This is a genomic window from Paeniglutamicibacter sp. NPDC012692, from assembly GCF_042901625.1.
In the GTDB taxonomy this organism is placed as follows: Bacteria; Actinomycetota; Actinomycetes; order Actinomycetales; family Micrococcaceae; genus Paeniglutamicibacter.
Genome location: NZ_JBIBDE010000002.1, coordinates 152,291 through 172,678, shown reverse-complemented (window position 1 = coordinate 172,678; position 20,388 = coordinate 152,291). Strand labels below are relative to the sequence as shown.

18 protein-coding genes are annotated in these 20,388 nt (G+C 65.4%); 12 read left to right on the top strand and 6 right to left on the bottom strand.

Annotated elements, in window-relative coordinates; translation table 11 throughout:
* Window positions 1–399: 399 nt before the first annotated feature.
* On the bottom strand, window positions 400–1,518 hold the full coding sequence (locus ACFY5D_RS08945; protein ID WP_387528049.1) for a polysaccharide deacetylase family protein: 1,119 nt from the start codon (window positions 1,516–1,518) through the stop codon (window positions 400–402).
* Between the two features lie 427 nt (window positions 1,519–1,945).
* On the opposite strand from ACFY5D_RS08945, the gene ACFY5D_RS08940 reads away from it, so the two are divergent.
* The 12 genes from ACFY5D_RS08940 (at window position 1,946) to ACFY5D_RS08885 (ending at window position 13,216) form a co-directional block, all read left to right on the top strand.
* Entirely contained in the window at window positions 1,946–2,887 is a 942-nt protein-coding gene (locus tag ACFY5D_RS08940; protein ID WP_387528046.1) for an amino acid ABC transporter permease, read from the top strand.
* Window positions 2,884–3,648, top strand: a complete 765-nt coding sequence (locus tag ACFY5D_RS08935) for an amino acid ABC transporter ATP-binding protein (protein WP_387528043.1) — start codon at window positions 2,884–2,886, stop codon at window positions 3,646–3,648. Before ACFY5D_RS08940 ends, ACFY5D_RS08935 begins: the two co-directional genes overlap by 4 nt.
* A gap of 48 nt (window positions 3,649–3,696) precedes the next feature.
* Window positions 3,697–4,617 carry an ABC transporter substrate-binding protein gene (locus ACFY5D_RS08930; protein ID WP_387528040.1) on the top strand — a complete coding sequence of 307 codons (921 nt, stop codon included), beginning with the start codon at window positions 3,697–3,699 and terminating at the stop codon, window positions 4,615–4,617.
* 31 nt (window positions 4,618–4,648) lie between these two features.
* Window positions 4,649–5,410 carry a GntR family transcriptional regulator gene (locus tag ACFY5D_RS08925; protein ID WP_387528037.1) on the top strand — a complete coding sequence of 254 codons (762 nt, stop codon included), beginning with the start codon at window positions 4,649–4,651 and terminating at the stop codon, window positions 5,408–5,410.
* Window positions 5,411–5,465: 55 nt separating this feature from the next.
* Window positions 5,466–6,245: a BtpA/SgcQ family protein gene (locus tag ACFY5D_RS08920; protein ID WP_387528034.1), complete on the top strand. Its 780-nt coding sequence runs from the start codon at window positions 5,466–5,468 to the stop codon at window positions 6,243–6,245.
* Window positions 6,242–6,772, top strand: a complete 531-nt coding sequence (locus ACFY5D_RS08915; protein WP_387528031.1) for an ureidoglycolate lyase — start codon at window positions 6,242–6,244, stop codon at window positions 6,770–6,772. Before ACFY5D_RS08920 ends, ACFY5D_RS08915 begins: the two co-directional genes overlap by 4 nt.
* The gene (locus tag ACFY5D_RS08910; RefSeq protein ID WP_387528028.1) at window positions 6,765–7,721 is read left to right on the top strand and encodes a carbohydrate kinase family protein; all 957 of its coding nucleotides are present in this window, start codon (window positions 6,765–6,767) and stop codon (window positions 7,719–7,721) included. Before ACFY5D_RS08915 ends, ACFY5D_RS08910 begins: the two co-directional genes overlap by 8 nt.
* A 1,036-nt stretch (window positions 7,722–8,757) precedes the next feature.
* Window positions 8,758–9,399 carry an ABC transporter permease gene (locus ACFY5D_RS08905; protein ID WP_387528025.1) on the top strand — a complete coding sequence of 214 codons (642 nt, stop codon included), beginning with the start codon at window positions 8,758–8,760 and terminating at the stop codon, window positions 9,397–9,399.
* On the top strand, window positions 9,392–10,672 hold the full coding sequence (locus ACFY5D_RS08900; protein ID WP_387528022.1) for an ABC transporter ATP-binding protein: 1,281 nt from the start codon (window positions 9,392–9,394) through the stop codon (window positions 10,670–10,672). The genes ACFY5D_RS08905 and ACFY5D_RS08900 overlap by 8 nt, the downstream gene beginning before the upstream one ends.
* Window positions 10,669–11,454: an ABC transporter permease gene (locus ACFY5D_RS08895; RefSeq protein ID WP_387528019.1), complete on the top strand. Its 786-nt coding sequence runs from the start codon at window positions 10,669–10,671 to the stop codon at window positions 11,452–11,454. Before ACFY5D_RS08900 ends, ACFY5D_RS08895 begins: the two co-directional genes overlap by 4 nt.
* 2 nt (window positions 11,455–11,456) lie before the next feature.
* Window positions 11,457–12,449, top strand: a complete 993-nt coding sequence (locus ACFY5D_RS08890) for a glycine betaine ABC transporter substrate-binding protein (protein ID WP_387528016.1) — start codon at window positions 11,457–11,459, stop codon at window positions 12,447–12,449.
* A gap of 146 nt (window positions 12,450–12,595) precedes the next feature.
* Window positions 12,596–13,216, top strand: coding sequence for an NTP transferase domain-containing protein (locus ACFY5D_RS08885; protein WP_387528013.1), 621 nt, complete (start codon window positions 12,596–12,598; stop codon window positions 13,214–13,216).
* On the opposite strand, the gene ACFY5D_RS08880 is transcribed toward ACFY5D_RS08885, so the two are convergent.
* The 5 genes from ACFY5D_RS08880 to ACFY5D_RS08860 are packed head-to-tail and all read right to left on the bottom strand — an operon-like array spanning window position 13,169 to window position 20,107.
* Entirely contained in the window at window positions 13,169–16,015 is a 2,847-nt protein-coding gene (locus tag ACFY5D_RS08880; protein ID WP_387528010.1) for a molybdopterin-dependent oxidoreductase, read from the bottom strand. The two genes, ACFY5D_RS08885 and ACFY5D_RS08880, sit on opposite strands and share 48 nt — an antisense overlap.
* A gap of 5 nt (window positions 16,016–16,020) precedes the next feature.
* On the bottom strand, window positions 16,021–16,869 hold the full coding sequence (locus tag ACFY5D_RS08875; RefSeq protein ID WP_387528007.1) for an FAD binding domain-containing protein: 849 nt from the start codon (window positions 16,867–16,869) through the stop codon (window positions 16,021–16,023).
* Entirely contained in the window at window positions 16,860–18,074 is a 1,215-nt protein-coding gene (locus ACFY5D_RS08870; protein ID WP_387528004.1) for an XdhC family protein, read from the bottom strand. The genes ACFY5D_RS08875 and ACFY5D_RS08870 overlap by 10 nt, the downstream gene beginning before the upstream one ends.
* Window positions 18,075–18,104: 30 nt before the next feature.
* Window positions 18,105–19,601, bottom strand: a complete 1,497-nt coding sequence (locus tag ACFY5D_RS08865) for an NCS2 family permease (protein ID WP_387528002.1) — start codon at window positions 19,599–19,601, stop codon at window positions 18,105–18,107.
* A gap of 14 nt (window positions 19,602–19,615) precedes the next feature.
* A complete protein-coding gene (locus ACFY5D_RS08860) occupies window positions 19,616–20,107 on the bottom strand; it encodes a nucleoside deaminase (protein WP_387527999.1) in 492 nt (163 codons plus the stop codon).
* Window positions 20,108–20,388: the final 281 nt, after the last annotated feature.

Sequence of the window (20,388 nt, the reverse complement as noted above, 5' to 3'; positions counted from 1 at the left end):
GTGCAAGATTTCTCCTTGTTGTCGGCTGCATTCCCCGATTGCGCGTGCGGCAACCCCTGCCGCGAGAAGGCGCGCCCATGTTCGGCACGGGCCCGAATCACGGGTCGGGAGCTTGCAGCGCAACCCTCGGTGGAGCCCAAGTGGGAACGTGAATACATGAGGGTACTCACGCGAGTCTATGCCGCGAAGGTGAAACGAAGGCCGTGCCCACTCCGGAGAGTGTCGAGGAGCTTGAAGCCGCAAAACAGATTCGCCAAGTGATCGCAGGTCATCCGCCAGGTTTAGCGAACGTGGCGGCCAGCGAAAACACCGGCGGGGCGAAGCTCGGATCGCCCCGGACTGGTCCGCGTGAAAACGTGCTGGTGATGCGCGTTGATTGTTCCGGGGCGGCGGCTTTGTCTAACAGGGCAAGGAATTCGGAAGATCCAGCGGGGTCTTTTCAACGGCTCCGTGCCCATCGGCACCGTGATAAGCCCGGCAGAGTTTGACATTCTTCTTGCCCAGCCGATCCCGAATCTGCTCGATTGAATTCGGGGTGAATCCGTACCACTGCATGTGCATGAGTACGGTTTCCCCGGGGCCGGCGGCCGCGGCACGCGAAATGGTGATTTTCTTGCTTTTGACGTCCCAATCCCGCGTGCTCCGTGTCCATGTCCAGATGGACATGTGGGCCTTCTTGAAGGCGCAGCGGACGTTGTCATTGATGGCGCCATAGGGCGGCCGGCCAACGTTCGTGGCTATGCCGCCGCCTGTGAGTTCCTTGGCGCCGGCGGCACAAGACAGTGCGCGCATGTCCGGGTGCGTGGCGGTATGGCTGATGACCCATTGGCCCTTGGCACGGGCAATTGCCGCAATATCCACGCCGTACTTCTTCTTGAACTTCTTCAGGCACTTTCCGGTCGGGGCAATCACCAGCCCGATGTTGCTTCTTTCCGCGAAGCCCAGGACTGATTTGTAGCCTTTCAGGTTCAGCGGGCAATCGTCGTAGGTGAGGACGACTCGTTTGGTCCGGTTTGGCCCCCTGTTTTGGTTGAATTTTTGGGAAATCGTCCGTGACTTTGTCGGCGCCACGGCATATCTATGGCTAACCCATCCGGTCCGGGATTTGTACTTCACTTTGTACCAACCATTTGTTGCCCGTTGAAGCGGGGAAAGCACTTTTGCCTGTGGAATCGTCAGCAGTGCTTCGGATTCCACACGGGCACTTTTCCTCAGGTTGGGGGCTACCGTGGTTTTCATCTTGGCCGGTGTCTTGACTGCGGCCGCGGTCTTCTGGCCCACGAGCGAGCTCTCTGTGTCCGGCTTCTGGTGAGGTATAACGATTCCCTGTACTGTGTGCGGCTCCGAAGCTCCGGAGCCGCCAATCATCCCCACGCATAGCGCCAGAACGCCGAGTGCACTCAGAGAATGCCTACTCATCCGCGATAGTCGCTTCACGGGTCCCCCCAAAAAAATGCCGACCGCTGTTTGATGGTCAAGTCTTGCCGAACCTGCACCGTGAAGCCATAGCAGCGCCACGCCGATCTCGTTTTCCTTACGCGTTCTGGTTCGTATCGTGGGGCGCCACGGGGTCCGCATGCGGTCATGCGGCGTCATGGAACGCCGCGGCGTCCAAGAGTCCAATTTCTCGCTCCACGGGAAAACCGGCGATTCCCGACAAGTTCGAGGTCCGGGCAGTGTCCTCCGTGCCTGGTTTCCGGGTGGACTGCCGTTTCCGTACTTGAGTTGGTGTTTCTGGCAGTGCCCGTCATGCGCGGGGCGGACGGCCGCACCTTGTGGAGGTGCGCCCGGTGATTACTCCATTCGAAGTGCCGCTCGGGGTCGTTGGGAGACCAGAAACCCGGCAGGTGAGTCACATTGGGAAAATTCTTGACTCATATCGGGCGTCACCCTAAATTCAAGTTGTACACCTGACCATACAACTTGGAGATTGAGGACCATGCCGATGCTTTCCCAAATGGCCTCGGACACTACCCGTGTCGGGGCGGATGCTCTGCAACAGCGCAGTTACAAGATCGTCCGACTCAGGCATCCGGGGCGGTGGCTGTCCGGCGCGATCGTGGTGGTTCTGCTTGGCCTTCTGGTCAAGGCGTTCGCCGACGGCCAGATCCAGTGGGATGTGGTGGGCAAGTTCCTCACCGCCGAAGTTATTCTGCGCGGCTTTGCCAACACCCTGCTCATTTCCTTCTTCGCCATGATCATCGGCGCCGGGCTGGGCACGCTGTTTGCCGTCATGAGGCTCTCGCACAACCCCGTGACGCGGTTCGTCGCCTGGCTGTACGTGTGGATCTTCCGGGGAACCCCGGTGCTGCTGCAGCTGCTGATCTGGTTCAACATCGCGCTGGTCTTCCCGACCCTCACCATCCCGGGGCTGTTCGAGGCCAGGACGGTGGACGTGGTGACGCCGTTCGTGGCGGCGCTGCTGGGCCTGGGCATCAACGAAGGCGCCTACATGACCGAAGTGGTCCGCGGCGGCATCAGCTCCGTCGACCACGGCCAGACCGAGGCCGCGCAGACACTGGGCATGTCCCGCTTCCAGACCCTGCGCCGGATCATCCTGCCCCAGACCATGCGGCTGATCATCCCGCCGATGGGCAACTCCGCCATCGGGATGCTGAAGTTTTCCTCGCTGGCCACGGCCATCTCGTTCACTGAAATGCTCAACGCCGCCCAGCAGGTCTACTTTGTCAACGGCGCCGTCATCGAACTGCTGCTGGTCTGCGCCGTCTGGTACCTGCTCGGGACCACCGTGCTGAACATCGTGCAGTTCTACATCGAGCGCCACTACGGCCGCGGCGTGGCCCACGGCGCCACCCGCCCAGCCTTCCGATTCAGCTTCGGCCTGTCCCGCACCGCATCCCGGCCCGTCAACGAGGAGCAGTCATGACCACCGTCGTCAAAGCCATCAATGTCCACAAGAAGTTCAACGGACAGGAAGTCCTGAAGGGCGTCGACCTGGAGGTCAGCGACGGCGAGGTCCTGTGCATCCTGGGCCCCTCCGGCGGCGGCAAGAGCACGCTGCTGCGTTGCCTGAACCACCTGGAGACGCTCGACGACGGCGTGGTGTGGATCGATGGTTCGATCATCGGCTACGAGCTGCGCGACGGCGTGCTGCGCGAACTCCCTCCGCGCAAGGTCCGCCAGCAGCAGCGCGAGATCGGCATGGTCTTCCAGCACTTCAACCTCTTCCCGCACATGACCGCACTGCAGAACGTGATCGAGGGCCCCATGACGGTCCGCAAGGAATCGCGGGCCTCGGTCACGGCCCGGGCCACGGAGCTGCTTGCGGCCGTCGGGCTCGGCGACCGCGGCGGGGCCTACCCGTCGCAGCTCTCCGGCGGGCAGAAGCAGCGCGTGGCGATTGCCCGGTCGCTGGCCATGAACCCCAAGGTCATGCTGTTCGACGAGCCCACCTCCGCGCTGGACCCGGAGCTGGTGGGCGAGGTTCTGGACGTGATGCGAAAGCTTGCGGCCTCCGGCACCACCATGATCGTCGTGACCCATGAAATCGCCTTCGCCCGGGACGTGGCGGACCGCGTGGCCATCATGGTGGACGGCACCATCCGCGAGATCGGCCCGCCGTCCGAGGTGCTGGCCAACCCCCAAGATCCACGCGTGCGCAGTTTCCTCACGCGTGTCCTGAACTAACCATCCATCACTCTAACCATCGCTCCACCCATCGAAAAGGAATCAGCAATGACGATGTTTTCTTGGACCACAAAGACCGCGAAGTTGACCGCCGCCCCGGCGATCCTGGCGTTGGCCGCCACCCTGGCCCTGACCGGCTGCGGCGGTTCCGGCACGGCCGCGGCCGGCAGCGAAACCAGCGCGGCCACCCCGGCCAACCCCGAACTGCAGGCCATGCTGCCCGCCAAGATCCGCGACGCCGGAACGCTCAACGTTGCCATCAGCCTGGCCTACCCGCCGATGGAGTACTCGGACGCCGGATCCACGGAGCTCAAGGGCGCCGACATCGACATGGCCAAGGAAGTAGCCGCGCGGCTGGGTCTCAAGCCGAACTTCCAGAATGTCGACTTCGCGCAGCTGATCGTCTCGGTGACCACGGGCCGTGCGGACATCGTGTGGACCGCCTTTTCGGACCTGAAGAAGCGCCAGGGCCAGCTCGATTTTATCGACTACTTCAGGACCGGCAACCAGTTCTTCGCCCCGGTGCAGAACCAGAAGGACATCAAGACCCTTGCTGACCTCTGCGGCCGTACCGTGACCGTCTCCACCGGAACCAGCTGGGTGCAGTCCACCGAGGAACTGAGCAAGTCGACCTGCGCGGCCGACAACCCCATCAAGATCCTCCAGATCCCCACCCAGGCCGAGGAGATCCTGCAGATGCAGCAGGACCGCGCGCAGGCATCGCTGATCGGCTTCGAAGGCATTCTTGACCTGCAGAAACAGCAGCCGGACAAGTTCTACACGATCGGTGATCTACTGGAACCAGGCAACTACGGCATCGGCGTTGCCAAGGAATCCACGGAGCTCCGGGACGCCATCCAGGCCACCATGGAGGCCATGCGGGAAGACGGCACCTACCTGCGGATTCTTGACCAGTACGGTCTCAAGGACGCGGCGTTGGAGAAGATCACCATCAACGCCGGCAAGTAAGAACTGAAACACACGAGGGGGACAGATACGCATGACAGCTGAGTTTGCGCTCGATCCACAGGATTCGGCACCGCTGTACGCACAGCTCTACAGGGACCTGCGCCAGCGGATCCTCGAGGGCGATTACGCGGAAGGCGAGGCAATCCCTTCGGAGACGGTGCTGCGGGATTTGCACGGCATTACCCGCAGCACGGTCAGGCATGCGGTGTCGTTGTTGGTTGCAGAGGGTCTGGTCCGCCAGATCCGGGGCAAGGGGACCATCGTCACCTACACGCCCATCAACCACAGCATCTGGAACTTCGGCGGCTTCACGGACTTTTCACGGGCACGCAACGAACGACCGGTCACGGAGGTCCTGTCCCAGGAAGTCCAGGACGGCCCCAACGGACCGCAACTGCGGCTGGTCCGTGCCCGCGGCGTCGCCACGGACGATTCGCCCACGTTCCTGAACCTCGACACGTCGGTGCTGGATCTGGGCCGGTTCCCCGGCCTGCAGGAATTCAGCTTCGACAAGCTGTCCCTCTACCAAGTGTTGCGCGAACACTACGGTGTCGCGCCGGTCCGCTCCGAGCTCACGCTGTCCGTGGCGCTGCCCTCGGAGCTGACCCGCCAGGTGTTCGGCGAGCTCCCGGATACGCCGGGGTTCATCTGCGCCAGCGGCGAGGTGTTCAGCAGCGACGACGAGCTGGTCGAACACACCTCGGTGATCTACTCGCCAGCGCTGGAAATGCGCGTCGGCACGGCCTGGAACGGGACGCAGCCGGGGCAAGACTCCAAGCTGCGGGCCGTCTAAGGCTTTCAACTCCGGCGCATGCCGGATACCCCCATACACAAGTTAGGACTTTCCCTTGACCATCGGAGACAGCCGGTTCAGCCGGACCTTCAACCAACCCAAGCCCATCCTTGGCATGCTCCACCTTTCGGGCGACTCCGCCTCCGAACGGCTGGACATTGCCCGGGAGGAACTGGAAATTCTCCGCAGCCAGGGTGTTGACGGCGTCGTCGTGGAAAACTATTTCGGCGACAAGACCGACGTGCGCAATGTCCTGGAATGGCTGGAGGGCAAGCACCCCGACCTGTTGGTGGGCGTGAACGTCCTGCACGACCACCTGCTCGCCTTCGAGCTGGCGCGCCAGTTCCGCGTCGACTTCATCCAGATGGACTCGGTCGCCGGACACCTGGCACCTGAAGCCGACGAGGAATTCGCCCGGGAACTCCAGGAGCTCCGCGGGCAGGTGGACTCCGTGCTGTTCGGCGGCGTGCGCTTCAAGTACCAGCCGGTGAACTCCGGCCGCACGGAAGCGGAGGACCTGGTCATCGGCATGGACCGGTGCGACGCATTCGTCATCACCAGCGATGCCACGGGCCAGGAAACCGACATGGAGAAGGTCAAGCGTTTCCGCTCCGTCGTGGGCGACTCATTCCCGCTGCTGATCGGTGCCGGGTTGACCGCGTCCAACGTGCACGAACAGCTGGAGTCGACGGACGGCGCGATCGTGGGCAGCTTCCTCAAGGACACCCACGTGGACACCGGGCGGATCTCCGCCGCCCACGTCGAGCTGCTGATGCGCGAGGTGAAGTCGGTGCGCGCACTGGCCGCCACCTCCTACGGCAAGGCAGCCCGGTGAAGCTGCAGGCACTGCCCGTGACGGCCGAGGACTTCGCGCCGTTCGGCCGCGTGCATGCCATGGTTCCGGCGCTCCAGCCGGAGGACCCGGCGTCCCGGCTGGTGGTCTCGTCCGGCGACGGCTGGTCCGACGTCTACACCGCCAACCCGCTGATCAGCACGAACGGATCCCTCGGGATGACCCTGGGCAGCGGCGCGCCATTCAGCACGCGGCGCATGGAACGCCACCTGTCCACCGAGGAGGCCCTCTTCACCGCGGGCTCGCCGGTGGTCCTGGCCGTCGCCGCGCCGACCGACGCCGGGCACCCGAGCGCCGCGGACGTCCGGGCGTTCGTGATCAACCCGGGCACCGCCGTCGTCCTGCACCAGGGCACCTGGCACGACGCCTGCCACGGCGTTGACGGGGACGCCTATTACTACTGGATGGCAACCTGTGGCGGCGACGGGGGTTCCACTTGGACCGATGTCGCCGATGGGCCCGTGCACGTGGAGGTCGGCGTGCCCGATGCAGGGAACGGCCGTGGATAGCGCGGCCGTGCGGTCCACGGCGTTCTTCATCGGCGACGTGGCCCTGGATGACTACTACACGGCGGAACGCTGGCCCGAGCTGGCCGACAAGGCGCCGTTCGATGCCACCGGAAGTTACGTGGGCGGCATGATCGCCAACGCCGCTTCCGTCCATGCCGGGCTCGGCGGCCCGACGGAGTTCATCTCGCTCCTGAACGACGGCCCGCTGTCCCAGAGGCTGTGTGCCGACCTCGGCAACCACGGCCTGGGGACCACGCACATGCTGTACGACCCCGAGGTTCCGGATTCGCGGAACATGATCTTCCTGGTCGGTGGCGAACATGTGGTCCTCTATGCGGAGACCGGTGACAGTCCCATGATGCTGCCGCCTACGGCAATGGAGGCGTTGAACGCCCCGGGGTTCCTGTACACGACACTGTCCCGGGCCAAGAGGCTGCGTGCCGGGACCAGCACGGGCGATGCGGTGCTGGCCCAGCTGCGCGGCCATGGCCGCCGGGTGGTCTTCGACCTGGACGTCGAGGGATTCGTCGCCGGAGACGAGGGCTACCTGCACGGCGCCGAGGTCATCATCATGAACCAGATCGGCTTCCAGCTGTCCTTTGGGGAGCCTGATCCGGCTGCGGTCGCCGCGTGGATGCGCAAGCACGAGGTCGGGACGGTCATCCGCACGCTGGCCGCTGCAGGTGCGGAAATCCATGACGGCACCGGTGTCCAGACGGTCCCGGGCTACACGGTGCCGGTCGTCGACGTGACCGGAGCGGGGGACACCTTCGGGGGAGCCCTTGTCTTTGCCCTGTCGGAATCCACAGGCCTGCGCCCGGCGGTTGAGTTTGCCGTGGCTGCAGCATCGCGCGCCGTCACCATCGAGGGCCCGCGGGGCGGGGTCGCCGCACGGGAAGACGTCGAGGAATTCCGGCGGGCCCGGACGGCGTCCGAAGCCAGAACCTAGACGGGTAGTTTCAAGGCACCTTCCCAAAGCGGGGGCGGTTCTGAAGATCGACATCGATTATCAGAACCGCCCCCGCTTAGTTGTTGCCGCCGGCGCTGCCTGATGTTGATAACTGAATACCGCACCAATGAGCCAGAAATTGATGTGCATAATTGGATTTATTTTCCTGAAATTTCAGGCAGCAAATATCCGGTCAATTCGTTGCGCAGAAATCGGTTGCGGCAGGGCTTCTGTTGGATGGCGCGGTGGAAATCCTTGATCGATTTCTGGACTGTCTGGAATCGCGCGGGAACGCTTGGTGGCAATGTAGGTCCCCGGAAACGCTGTAGATTGCCGTTCCTTTGAAAATGAAGATACTTCCGGTGTCTGCGTCGATTGCGATGGCCGCGGTTGCGGGCCTTGGGCGGTTGCGAAAGGTGAGAGGTGCCGCCGCCGGTGCCGGCGGGAGCGCCTCGTTCACGGTGATGACTAGTGCCGCCCCCGGGTTGGTGTCCAGGTTCGCTGGGTGTAAACGCTGCGTTTCCGGGGACAGGAAAATTCACTTTCTTCTTGTCAGGAACAATATTTCATGGCAGTCGATGGCGCCAGGGGATGCAGGAGCGGAAGATGACCCCTGTGGAGCGCCAGCCGTCGCGGTGCCGGGTACGAGTCCGAGGGGTCGCTTCGAGGGTGTTTCGCGACGTGGAATCCGCCGGCCGGGCGGCCCGGTGGCCGGCTTGGGAGGGCAGGGGGCGTGGTGCCCCCAGCTGGGTATCTGCTGGTGCTTGGCCGAGTGCCGGGTGGGGGAAATTTAGTAAAACCATCGATAATTCGAAAGATTCCATGGTGATATTCGTCATTGTCCCAAAGCTTGAACAGTTGACTAGTGAGAGACGAATTTTCATCGAACATCGACAATTGCAAACTAATCACAGTATTGCCTAAGGCTGCTCTCAGTTGGATATGAGACAAGCAATCAGGTTACGTTGGGTAAGTATCCTAGGTCCGATGGGCCGAAGAGAGCGCGCTACGTAACCTAAGTGAAGCAGGTCTTGATGTGTTTGAATTTGTTGGCGAAAGATACCGCCAAATACTGTTTGCCTCCTGGCAGCATTTTTCCCTCGTTGTGCAGTGTCTGATCCTCGCAACGATTATCGCCGTGGCCATCGCGGCGCTGGTTTACCGCAATAAAACCCTGTCGTCGCTGGCGAACGGGGTGTCGGCCGTCGGCCTGACGATTCCGTCCTTCGCCGCCATCGGGCTCTTGATTGCACCGTTCGGATTCGGGGTGACCCCGGCGGTGATCGTCGTGGCGTTCTTCGCGGCACTGCCCATCCTTCGCAGCGCCATCGTGGGGCTGGCGGGAATATCGCCGGCAACCGTGGAAGCAGCCCGTGGCATCGGCATGAGCCGCATGCGCACGCTGGCCACCGTCGAACTTCCGATGGCCTGGCCCATCATCCTTTCCGGAATCCGGGTATCGGCCCAGATGGTCATGGGCGTGGCAGCGATTGCCGCCTACGCGCTCGGCCCTGGGCTCGGCGGATTCATTTTCTCCGGACTTTCCCGCCTGGGCGGTGCCAAGGCATTCGACTCAGTACTGGTTGGAGTGATCGGCGTGGTCATCCTGGCGTTCATTCTCGATCTCATTTTGCTCGGCATCGGCCGACTCACCACACCGCGAGGTATCCGTGTCTGAAAACAATGGCGCCGTCACCGGCGCATCGATCTTGCTTGACGAGGTCACGAAGCAGTACCCCGGCCAGGTCAAGCCCGCCGTCGGCGGACTCACCCTGGAGATCCCCGCCGGAAGCATCGTCATGTTCGTTGGCCCCTCGGGCTGCGGCAAGACGACCACCCTGAAAATGATCAACCGCCTGATCGAACCCACCGGCGGAAAGATCGTGATCAACGGCGAAGACGTGACCAAGATGGACGGCGACACCCTGCGCCGCCGCATCGGCTACGTCATCCAGGCGGGCGGTCTCTTCCCGCACATGACCGTCGCGGCAAACATCGCCATCGTGCCCAAGATGCTTGGCTGGGACAAGGCCAGGATCGCCGCACGCGTCGATGAACTGCTCGAACTCGTGTCCCTCGATCCGGCCATCTACCGCGACCGCTACCCCAAGGAACTCTCCGGCGGGCAGCAGCAGCGTGTGGGCGTGGCCCGCGCGCTGGCCGCCGATCCTCCCGTGCTGCTCATGGACGAGCCGTTCGGCGCCGTTGACCCGATCACCCGCCAGCGCCTGCAGGACGAACTGCTGAACATCCAGTCCGAGGTCCAGAAGACCATCGTGATGGTCACCCACGACTTCGACGAGGCCGTGAAGCTGGGGGACTGGATCGCCGTCTTCGACGAGGGCGCGCAGCTGGTCCAGTACGACTCGCCCGAACGGATCCTGGCCAACCCGGCCAACGAATTCGTGGAGAACTTCATCGGCTCGGGTGCGGGCCTCAAGCAGCTGACCCTGACCAAGGTCCACGAGGTCGAGCTCAAGGACGCGGTCACGGCCCAACCCGGCGAGCTGGCCAGCGACGTGCTCTCGCGCGTCCAAGGTGCCGGCGATTCACTGGCAATCGTGCTCGACAAGCGGCGCCGCCCGGTGCGCAGGCTCACCCGCCGTCAGCTGTCCCGATTGCAGATCATTGACGACACCGTCGACGAGTCGATGCCCGTGGTCGGCGACCGGGCGACGCTGAACGACGCCCTGGACACCATGCTGGTGGCCAGCTCGGAATCCGCGGTGGTCACCGGACGCCGCGATGTCTTCCGCGGCGTGATCAACGTGAAGACCATCATGGAGGCCATCGCCCAGGCCAACGCCACGGCGGAGGCCGCCGCGGGCGACGCCCCGGTCGGGCTGAACTCCGGTGCCATCCCGGCCCTCGCAGTGGCAAACGCCGTTGCCGCCGACGCCTCGCATGCGGGGGACAGCGAGCCGACGCAGGGCGTGGAGGAACCACGATGAGTTCCCTCGCCGCAATCGCGCAAACATCCGCGCAGGCGTCGGGGCCGGCCAAGCCGGTCGATCGGCCGTGGCGGACCCTGGTCCTGCAATTGCTGGGAATCCTCGCGGCGTTTGCCGCCGTGGTGGTCTGGCTCTCGGTCTCCGACCTGACCGAGACCGAGCGCACCACGCTGGACCCGGCCACCCTGTGGGGGTACACGGTGCAGCACCTGAGCCTCACGGTGGTCGCCGCACTGATCGTGCTGGTGATCGCCATTCCGCTGGGCATCGTGCTCACCCGTCCCTCGATGCGCCGCTTCACCAACCCGGTCATGGCCGTTGCCAACATCGGCCAGGCGGCACCGGCCATCGGACTGGTCGTCATCCTGGCCTTCTGGATCGGGTTCGGGTACTGGGCGGCCGTCATTTCGCTGGTCGCCTACGCGGTCCTGCCGGTGTTGACCAACACCATGGTGGGGCTGCGGCAGGTGGACGAGCGGCTGGTCGAGGCCGGCCGCGGCATGGGCATGACTTCCCTGGCCGTGCTGTTCAAGGTCGAGCTGCCGCTGGCCGTTCCTGTCATGCTCTCCGGCATCCGCACCGCGCTGGTGCTGCTCGTGGGCACCGCGACGCTGGCCGCATTCATCAACGGCGGCGGGCTGGGCATCCTCATCACCACCGGGGTGAACCTGAACCTCACGGTCGTGCTGGTTGCCGGCTCCCTGCTGGTGGCGCTGCTGGCCCTGGTCATCGACTGGCTGGGCCGCATCGTCGAACAGCTGGCCCGCCCGAAGGGATTGTAAGAATGAGATTTGGAAAATTGTTCACGTCGGCCACCCTGGTGGCCGCGGCCGGCATCCTGCTGACGGGTTGCGGGTTGTCTCCCGCCGCGTCCTACGTTCCCGAAGCCGGGCCCGGCAGCATCGCCCCGCTGGACGGCCTGCCGCAGGACGCGCGCATGACGGTGACCAGCAAGGCCTTCACCGAGCAGCTCGTGCTGGGCAAGATCGCCGTGCTGGCCGGGCAGGCCGCCGGCTTCAAGGTCACCGACCTGACGAACGTCCCCGGCAGCCAGCCAGCCCGCGAGCTGATCCATTCCGGCCAGGCCGGCATGATGTGGGAATACACCGGCACCGCGTGGATGACCTACCTGGGCAACGAGCAAGGCATCGCCGACCAGAAGGAACAGTGGCAAAAGGTCCACGACCAGGACCTGGGCAACGGGATCGAGTGGGGCAAGCCCGCACCGATGAACAACACCTATGCCATGGCCGTGCGCTCGGAAGCCGTCGGGAAGCTCGGCGGCATCACCAAGATGTCGCAGCTGAAGGATTTGCCGGCCAAGGACCTGACGTTCTGCGTCGACGCGGAATTCAACTCGCGCGCCGACGGGCTGAACCCGATGCTCGAGCACTACGGGCTCGAGCGCGGGGACGCCACGTCGGTTCCCGACTCGAACGTCGGGGTCTACGACACCGGTGCCATTTACAGCGCCACCGACTCGGGGGACTGCAACTTCGGCGAGGTCTTCACCACCGACGGGCGCATCCAGGCGCTGGACCTCACCATCCTGGAGGACGACCTGGGCTACTTCCCCGCGTACAACGTGGCGCCCGTCTTCAACGGTAAGTTCATCGAGCAGTACCCGGGCATGGCCGACGTGTTTGCGAAGATCGCCCCGCTGCTGACCGACACGGAACTCCGGGCCATGAACCTGGAGGTGGATGTCAACGGGCGCGAGCCAGCCGACGTCGCCTTTGACTGGATGGTCAAGCAGGGCTTCATCTCCAAGCCCTGATACCGAGTTACGACAGAGCAACCGGGGTGGGTTGGTTTCACGTGAAACCAACCCACCCCGGTTGCTTTGCAATGCGCCCAGACATTTCGCAGGTGCTCGGTCGCGGTGCCTACCCGTCGAGCGAGAATGCATTCTAGGATGGGCAGATGACCAATCCCGCCACACGGCCACCCTGCTACGGCGTGGTGCTTGCCGCCGGATCCGGATCGCGGCTGGGCCGCGGCCCCAAGGCACTGCTTACGAAAAGCAACGGGGAAACGCTGCTGAACTCGGCGGTCCAGGCCCTGCTTCTGGGCGGGTGCGACGAGATCGTGGTGGTGCTCGGCGCCGAAGCGCAACGCGTGGCTGCGCACCTGGGTGACGTCGGGGTCAAGATACTGATCAATGATCGTTGGTCCACCGGGATGGGCTCCTCTTTTGCTCTGGGGATGGCTGCGGTTCCATCCGGGGCCGGCGCGCTGGTGGCGCTGGTGGACCAGCCCGGCATGGATGCCGAACTGGTCCGGCGGTTGATATCCGCCCACCGCCCCGGACGGATCACCGCTGCCGGCTACCGCCAGGGGACCGAACCCCTGAGGCGCGGGCACCCGGTGCTGTTCGCGCCGGAGCACACGCAACCGGCAGCGGCGGCTGCCGCCGGCGACGCGGGGGCCCGCGACTACCTGGCCGCGCACCGGGGTCTCATAGACCTCGTCGATTGTTCTGACCTGGACACGGGCTCAGACGTTGATACCGTCCTGGACCTCCACCTCCTCGGTGAGCACTAGCGGAGGGACCTTGCCCGCCGCCCGGAGCGCCAGATAGATGTCGTCGCGGCGAATCGGGGTCCTGGTGAACCGGATGCCCGTGGCATCGCGCACGGCGTTGGCGAGCGCCGGCGCCACCGGATTGAACGGGCTTTCGCTCATGGACTTGGCCCCGCGCGGACCCAAGGAATCGCTGGTCTTCGCGAAGTAGACCTCGCTGCGCGGCACGTCGGCAAAGGTCGGGACGTGGTATTGCCGCAGCACGTCCGTCTCGACCGTTCCGCCCTCGTCGATGAGCACTTCCTCGTAGAGGGCCGCGCCGAGCGCCTGGGCGATGCCGCCCTCGATCTGGCCACGGCACTGCCGGGGGTTGACCACGACGCCCGCGTCCGCCGCCTGCACGCTTTGCAGGATGCGCAGCTCCCCGGTGCGCGAATCGATGGCCACCCGGAAGCCATGGACGTTGAAGGCCACCGAGCGCGGCGTGCCGCCCCACCGGCCCTCGGCTTGATGCCGCCCTGCCGGGCGGGCCGCGGCAAGCAGGTCCGCATGGGGAACCAGCGTTCCGGCGCAGGAGACGCCCGCGGGGACCAGCAGACACTGCTCGAGGGGGATGCCGCTGATTTCCGCCGCGGTTTCCCGAAGCTGCTGGGCCAGCTCCTGCGCCGCGGCAAAGGTCGCCTTGCCGGCCACCACGGTTCCGGCCGAGCCGAAGGCTCCGGTGTCGTGGTCGGTGAGGCCGGTGTCGGACTGCCGCAGGACCATCGATTCCGCGGTGGTTCCCAGCGCATCGGCCGCCAGCTGCGTGTGCACCGTGGAGGTGCCGTTGCCGAACTCGGCGGTGCCCACCTTCAACAGGAAGCTGCCGTCGCCCAGGGACTCGATGGTGGAATGCGAGTAGTGGCCGCGCGGGGGAACCGTGGCGATCATGGACAGGGCCGCGCCCTCGCCGACGAGCCAGTGTTCGTCCAGGTCGCGTCCGTCGGCGCCGCGCTCGGCGCCCCGGGCCAGGGCGTGCCGGGCCAGGTCGACGCACTGGTCGAGCCCGTAGGAACCGTACAGCAGGTCCTCCTCGGGCTCGGCGTGGAGCGAGAGCATCGGGTCGCCCTCGCGCAGCATGACGTTCGCCTTGAATTCCAGCGGATCCAGGCCCAGGCGCCGGGCGAGCTCGTCCAGGGCCGACTCCACCGCGAAGATCGTCTGGCTCAGCCCGTAGCCGCGGAAGGCCCCGGCGGGCACCGTGTTGGTGTACACTGCGGCGGCGTCCACCCGCTTGTTGGCGGTCTTGTACACGGCAACGGACTCGGAGCAGCCGTGGAACATGACCCCGGGTGCGTGGTTGCCGTACGCGCCGGTGTCGCTGAGGACCTCGATGGCCAGGGCGGTGAGCTCGCCGTTCCTGTTTCCGGCCACGCTGACCTTGACGTTGAAGGGATGCCGGGTGGTGGTGACGGTCAGTGCCTCGGTGCGCGTGAGCTCGAGCTGCACCGGGCGGCGCAGCTTGGTCACGGCCAAGGCGACGACGTCCTCCACCAGGACCTCCTGCTTCCCGCCGAAGCCGCCGCCGACGCGCCCGGCGACAACGCGCACCGAATCGTGCGGCAGGCCGAGGATCCTTTCGAGCGTGCGCTTGACCAGGAACGGGACCTGCGTCGAGGTGCGCACGGTGAGGATTCCCGCCTCGTCGTACCACGCGGTCGCGGCGTGCGTCTCCAGCGAGACGTGCTGAACGCGCTGGGTGTTGAAGGTTTCGGTGTAGCTGGCGTCGCTGCCGGCCAGGGCGGCGTCCACGTCGCCCATCTCGTGGTGGACCTCGACCACGATGTTGCGCGATGCGTCGGCAATGCGCGAGGCGGCGGGCTTGCCGGCGTGGATTTGGGGTGCGCCGTCGGCGATCGCCTCGAACGGGGAGAAGACCGCCGGCAGCATTTCGTAGTCGACCACCAGTGCCCTGACCCCGGCCTCCGCTATGGCCACGGAGTCGGCCACGACCGCCGCGACGCGCTGCCCCTTGAAGCGCACGACGGAATCGAAGATGAGCGAGTCGTCGGGATCGTCCTCGATGAGCTCGTGCTGCGCGGCAGAGAAGAGCACGCCCGGATCGTCCACGTGGCTCAGCACCGCCCGCACCCCGGGAATGGCCAGGGCCGCGGCGGCGTCGACGTGCAGGATGCGTGCGTGGGCGTGCGGGGAGCGGGCCAGCTTCATGTGCAGCAAGCCGGGCAGCTCCCCGGCGGGGATGTCCAGGGCGTAGCGGGCCCGGCCCGTCACGATGGCGTTGGCGGCGGGGGCCGAGACGTTGCTCCCCACGGGGCCCGACGCGCCGGCATCGGGCTCGTCCAGGGCGCAGCTTTCCTCCGGCGGGTGCGAACAGCCGTCCCCGTCGCGTCCCAGCACGGCATCCTCGATGGCCCGGTAGCCGGTGCAGCGGCAGAGGTTTCCCTTGAGGTTCCGGGGCAGGTCCTCCAGCTGCTTCTGATCGAAGGTCGAGGCCGTCATGATCAGCCCGGCGGTGCAGAAGCCGCACTGGAATCCCTGGGCCCTGGCCACCTGCTGCTGCATGGGTGCCAGCGATCCCGCGGTTCCCTGGACCGCGGCGAGGCCCTCGATGGTGGTGACCTCGTGCCCCTCGGCACGCACCGCCGGGTAGATGCACGAATGCACCGGGACCGAATCGACATGGACGGTGCAGGCGCCGCAGTCACCGCCGTCGCAGCCCTTCTTCACGCCCAGCGCGCCCTCGGCACGCAGGAAGGTGCGCAGGCATTGGCCCGGCTCGGGGGTGGTGGATGCCGGATTCCCGTTGATGTGGATGGACATTGGACTCAACCTTCGATCGGGCCGCGGGGCGCGGGCAGCAGCTCGGCCAGGACTTCCAGGCCCAGGCGGTGGGTCATGGCCTCGCGCCACGGCGGGCGGCCGTGGATGTCGTCGTGATAGGCATCCGGGGCAATGCGGGACTTCAGTTCGGCCAGGAGCTCCGCGGGGCGCGGGTGGTGGCCGGCTGCAAAGCGCAGCTGGACGGGGCGCTTGGTGGATCCGCTGACGGTGAGCGTGAAGAGACCGTCGTCGTCGACGCGTCCGATGACCATCACGCCCGTGCGCCCGAGGTTCGAGAGCGAGAGCCGGCGGAACGCCGTGCGGGCGCGCAGCGCATGGGCGGGGACGTGCAGCGAGCGGATCAGCTCCCCGGGTGCCAGGGTGTTGCTGCCGTTGCCCGTGACAAGGTCCGCCACCGGCTGGCGGCGCACGGTCCCGCCGGGTCCGTGGATTTCCGCGACGGCGTCCAGCGCCGAGCACAGGGAAATGATCGGTCCGGCCGGCAGCGAGGTGGCGATGTTGCCGCCCATCGTCGAAAGGTTCCAGACCTTGAACGAGGCGACGAACGAGTCGCAGGCGGGCCGCACCAGCTCCAGCGCTTTCCAGTCGCCCGGCAGGGCGGGGTCCCCGGGCAGGGCGTAGAGTTCGGCGATGGTGCAGGTCGCGGCGAATTCGATGCCGTCCTCGCGCACGGTGATCGCCTTCCATCCCGCGGCGGTGATGTCCAGCAGCCGGGTCAGCGTTTGGGACCCGTAGGAGAAGAGCACGGTGCCCCCGGCAAGCCAGGCGTCGCCGTCTCGGTACTGGTCCGGGTCGGCGGTGGGAACCACCGCCTCGATGGTGTTCATGTCCATGCCGGGACCTCCTGTGTCATGCCCTGGTTGGCGTTGCCGGCGGCGGCCGCGGAGACGGCCCGGGCCCGGGTGTGGATGGACCCCGACCGGGTGTTCAACGGAGCCATGGTGGCATGCTCCGAGCGGCCGGCGATGATTTCGGCGGCAATGCTGATCGCCACCTCCGAGGCGGTTGCCGCCTGCAGGTCGAGCCCGATCGGTGAGTGCAGCCGGGCCAGCTCCGGCTCGGAAACCCGTTCCGCGCGCAGGGCGGCCATGCGTGCCTCGTGGCTGCTTCGCGAACCCATGGCACCAATGTAGGCAACGGGTTGGCTCAGCGCGAGGGTCAGCAGCGGGATGTCGAACTTGGGGTCGTGCGTCAGGATGCACAGCACGGTGCGCGAATCGATGCGCCCCGCCGCGATCTCGCCCGCCAGGTACTCGTGCGGCCACAGGGTGGAAATCTCGTCCGCGGTGTTGAAGCGCGGCTGCAGCGTGAATGCGGCCCGGGGGTCGCACAGGGTGCCCTGGTAGCCCAGCATTGCGGAGAGCTTGAGCAGTTCCTCGGCAAAGGTGTTGGCGCCGAAGACGATCATGCGCGGCGGGCTGAGCCGTGACTCGACCAGCAACTCGATGGTGGTTTCGACACAGGAAGCCCCCTCGCCCTCGAGGCTCACGATGCCGGTGCGTCCGCCCGCAACCAGCTGGAAGCTGAGCGTTGCCGCCAGCGAGCTGGCGTCTTGGCCGACCACCGGGACCAGGAGCTCGGCGAGGTCCTGGATGCCCAGGTGTCCCGGGTTGGAAACCAGCACAGATCCGGAGGACCCGATGTCGATCCGGCGGATCAGTGCCACGGGATCCGTGGCGTGAAATGTTGCCAATTGGTCCAGCACTTGGTGCATGGACGATTCCGGCGCAAAGGGTGCAATGTGCACGTCGATTTCGCCTCCACAGGTGAGACCGACGGCGAATGCGTCGGTGGGTGAGTAGCCGTAGTGTTCGCGGCGGGGGTGGCCGTCTTCGAGGGCCTCGAGCGCGGCGGCGTGCACCGCGCCTTCCACGCATCCGCCGGTGAGGGAACACGTCGTCGAGCCGTCGGCATGGATCAGCATCGAGGTGCCGATGGGGTGCGGGGTGGAACCGGTGGTGCCCACGATGGTGGCAACGGCGAACGGATCGCCGGTAGCCACCATCGCGGTGTCCAACCCCGAATGGAGATTGAGCATTGAAACAGTGTCCTTCGGGAAACCCCGGGGCTAGGCGCCCAGGAGCAGGGAGATGGGTCCTCTTGCGAAGTAGACCAGGAAGCCCGCCGAAACCACCCACATCAGCGGGTGGATCTTCGATCCGCGTCCGGCCAGCGAGTTGATCAGCACCCAGGAGATGAATCCGACGCCGATGCCGTTGGCGATCGAGTACGTCAGCGGCATGGTGACCAGGGTGAGGAACGCAGGCATGCCCACGGAGAAGCGCTTGAAGTTGATCGCGCGAATCTGCCCGGCCATCATGGTGCCCACCACCACCAGGGCGGATGCTGCCACCTCGATGGGAACCACCGAGGTCAGCGGGGTCAGGAACATGGCCCCCAAGAACAATGTGCCGGTGACCACCGAGGCCAGTCCCGTGCGTGCGCCTTCGCCGATGCCTGCCGCGGAATCCACGTAGACGGTGTTGGAGGAGGTGCTGGTCATGCCGCCGAACACGGCGCCCATGCCCTCGACCACGAAGGCCGACTTGATGCGCGGGAAGGTGCCGTCCTTGTGGGCGACGTTGGCGCTCTTGGCCAGGCCCGTCATGGTTCCCATGGCGTCGAAGAAGTTGGTGAACACCAGGGTGAAGACCAACATGGTCGCGGCCAGCGGGCCGATGCGTGAGAACGCACCGAACATGTCGAACTGCCCGATGATGGAGAAGTCGGGGATGGACAGGACGTGTCCCGAGAGTTCGGGAACGTTCAGGTGCCAGCCGCCGGGGTTTGCATCGTTGGCGGCCCCGATGTGCAGGATATTTTCGGCAACGACGGCCAGGACGGTGGTGGCGATGATGCCGATCAGCAATCCGCCCTGGACCTTGCGGGCCACCAGCCCGCCCATGAGCACCACGCCGATGATGAAGACGATGGTCGGGAAGGAGGAGATGGAACCGTCGTTGCCCAGCTGGACGGGCGGGCCGGCCGGCGTGCGGGTGACGAAGCCGGAGTCGACGAATCCTATGAAGGTGATGAACAGGCCGATGCCGACGGTGATGGCAGCCTTCAGGTCCTTGGGGATGGCCCGGAAGATGGCCGTCCGTGCGCCCGTCAACGCGAAGAGCACGATGACTATGCCGTTGAGCAGGACCAGGCCCATGGCCTCGGGCCAGGTGACGTCGCCGATGACGGAGACGGCCAGGAAGGAGTTGATGCCCAGTCCGGCCGCGAGCCCGAAGGGCAGGTTCGCCACCAGCCCGAAGACGATGGTCAGCAGGCCGGCGGTCAGGCCCGTGGCCGCGCCGACCGCCGCGGCGGGAAGGAAGTTTCCCGCCACGTCCACGGGGGCGGCGTCGGGGCTGAACCCGCCGAGGATCAAGGGGTTGAGCACCACGATGTAGGCCATGGTGAAGAAGGTGACGATGCCGCCACGGATTTCCCGCTTGACCGTTGATCCTCGTTGGGCGATCTTGAAGGTGCGTTCCAGCATCGAGCCGCCGGGCTGGACCGGTGGTTCGATGGTTGCCGGTTGGGTCTGCTCGTGGTTCGAGTTGACGATGGTCATCTGACTCGCCCTGCCTAGTACTCGACGCGGGTATCGAGCGATGACCAGAGCGCGAAGGGCTCGAGGTGGTCAAAGCCGTCGTCGGGGACACGTTCAACCGGCATGAGCTTGGCGCGGTCGGCGGCGTCTCCCTCGAAGAATTCGTAGAAGGCGGCATCGTCGAATCCGGCGTCCGCCGCATCGTGACGGTTTGCGGCGTAGACGACGCGTGAGACACGTGCCCAGAGCGCAGATGCCAAGCACATCGGGCATGGTTCGCAGCTGGTGTAGAGAACGGCTCCGGTCAGGTCGAAGGTGCCCAAGCTGGAGCAGGCGTTGCGAATGGCCGTGACTTCGGCGTGGGCCGTGGGGTCGTTGTTTGCGGTGACCCGGTTGACTCCCTCGAAGCGTGATCCGTCGGCGGTGACGATCAGGGCGCCGAAGGGACCTCCGGCATTGCGGACATTTTCCGCGGCGATGGCGACAGCTGCCGCAAGGTGTTCCGTTGAAACGATGGTGCTAGACATGGTGGCGACTTCCTTATGCTCCAGACGAAGAGCTGGATCGGTGTCGCCGATGGTTCATATCCCCGTGGCGACCGTCCGCAGCTTCGAAATGGCTGATGGATTAGTAGCGCCTGGTAGATAACTTCCCGACCGGGAAGCCCGCCTTTGGCAAACACAAAGATAGCAAGATCATGTGACCTGCGCCACCCATTCTGCGGAAGTTTTTATCTGCATCGTGAAATTTTTGAAGGTTTCTGGCCCCAAGCGGGAATGACTGCACTTGGGCCGGGAAGGGGATTTTG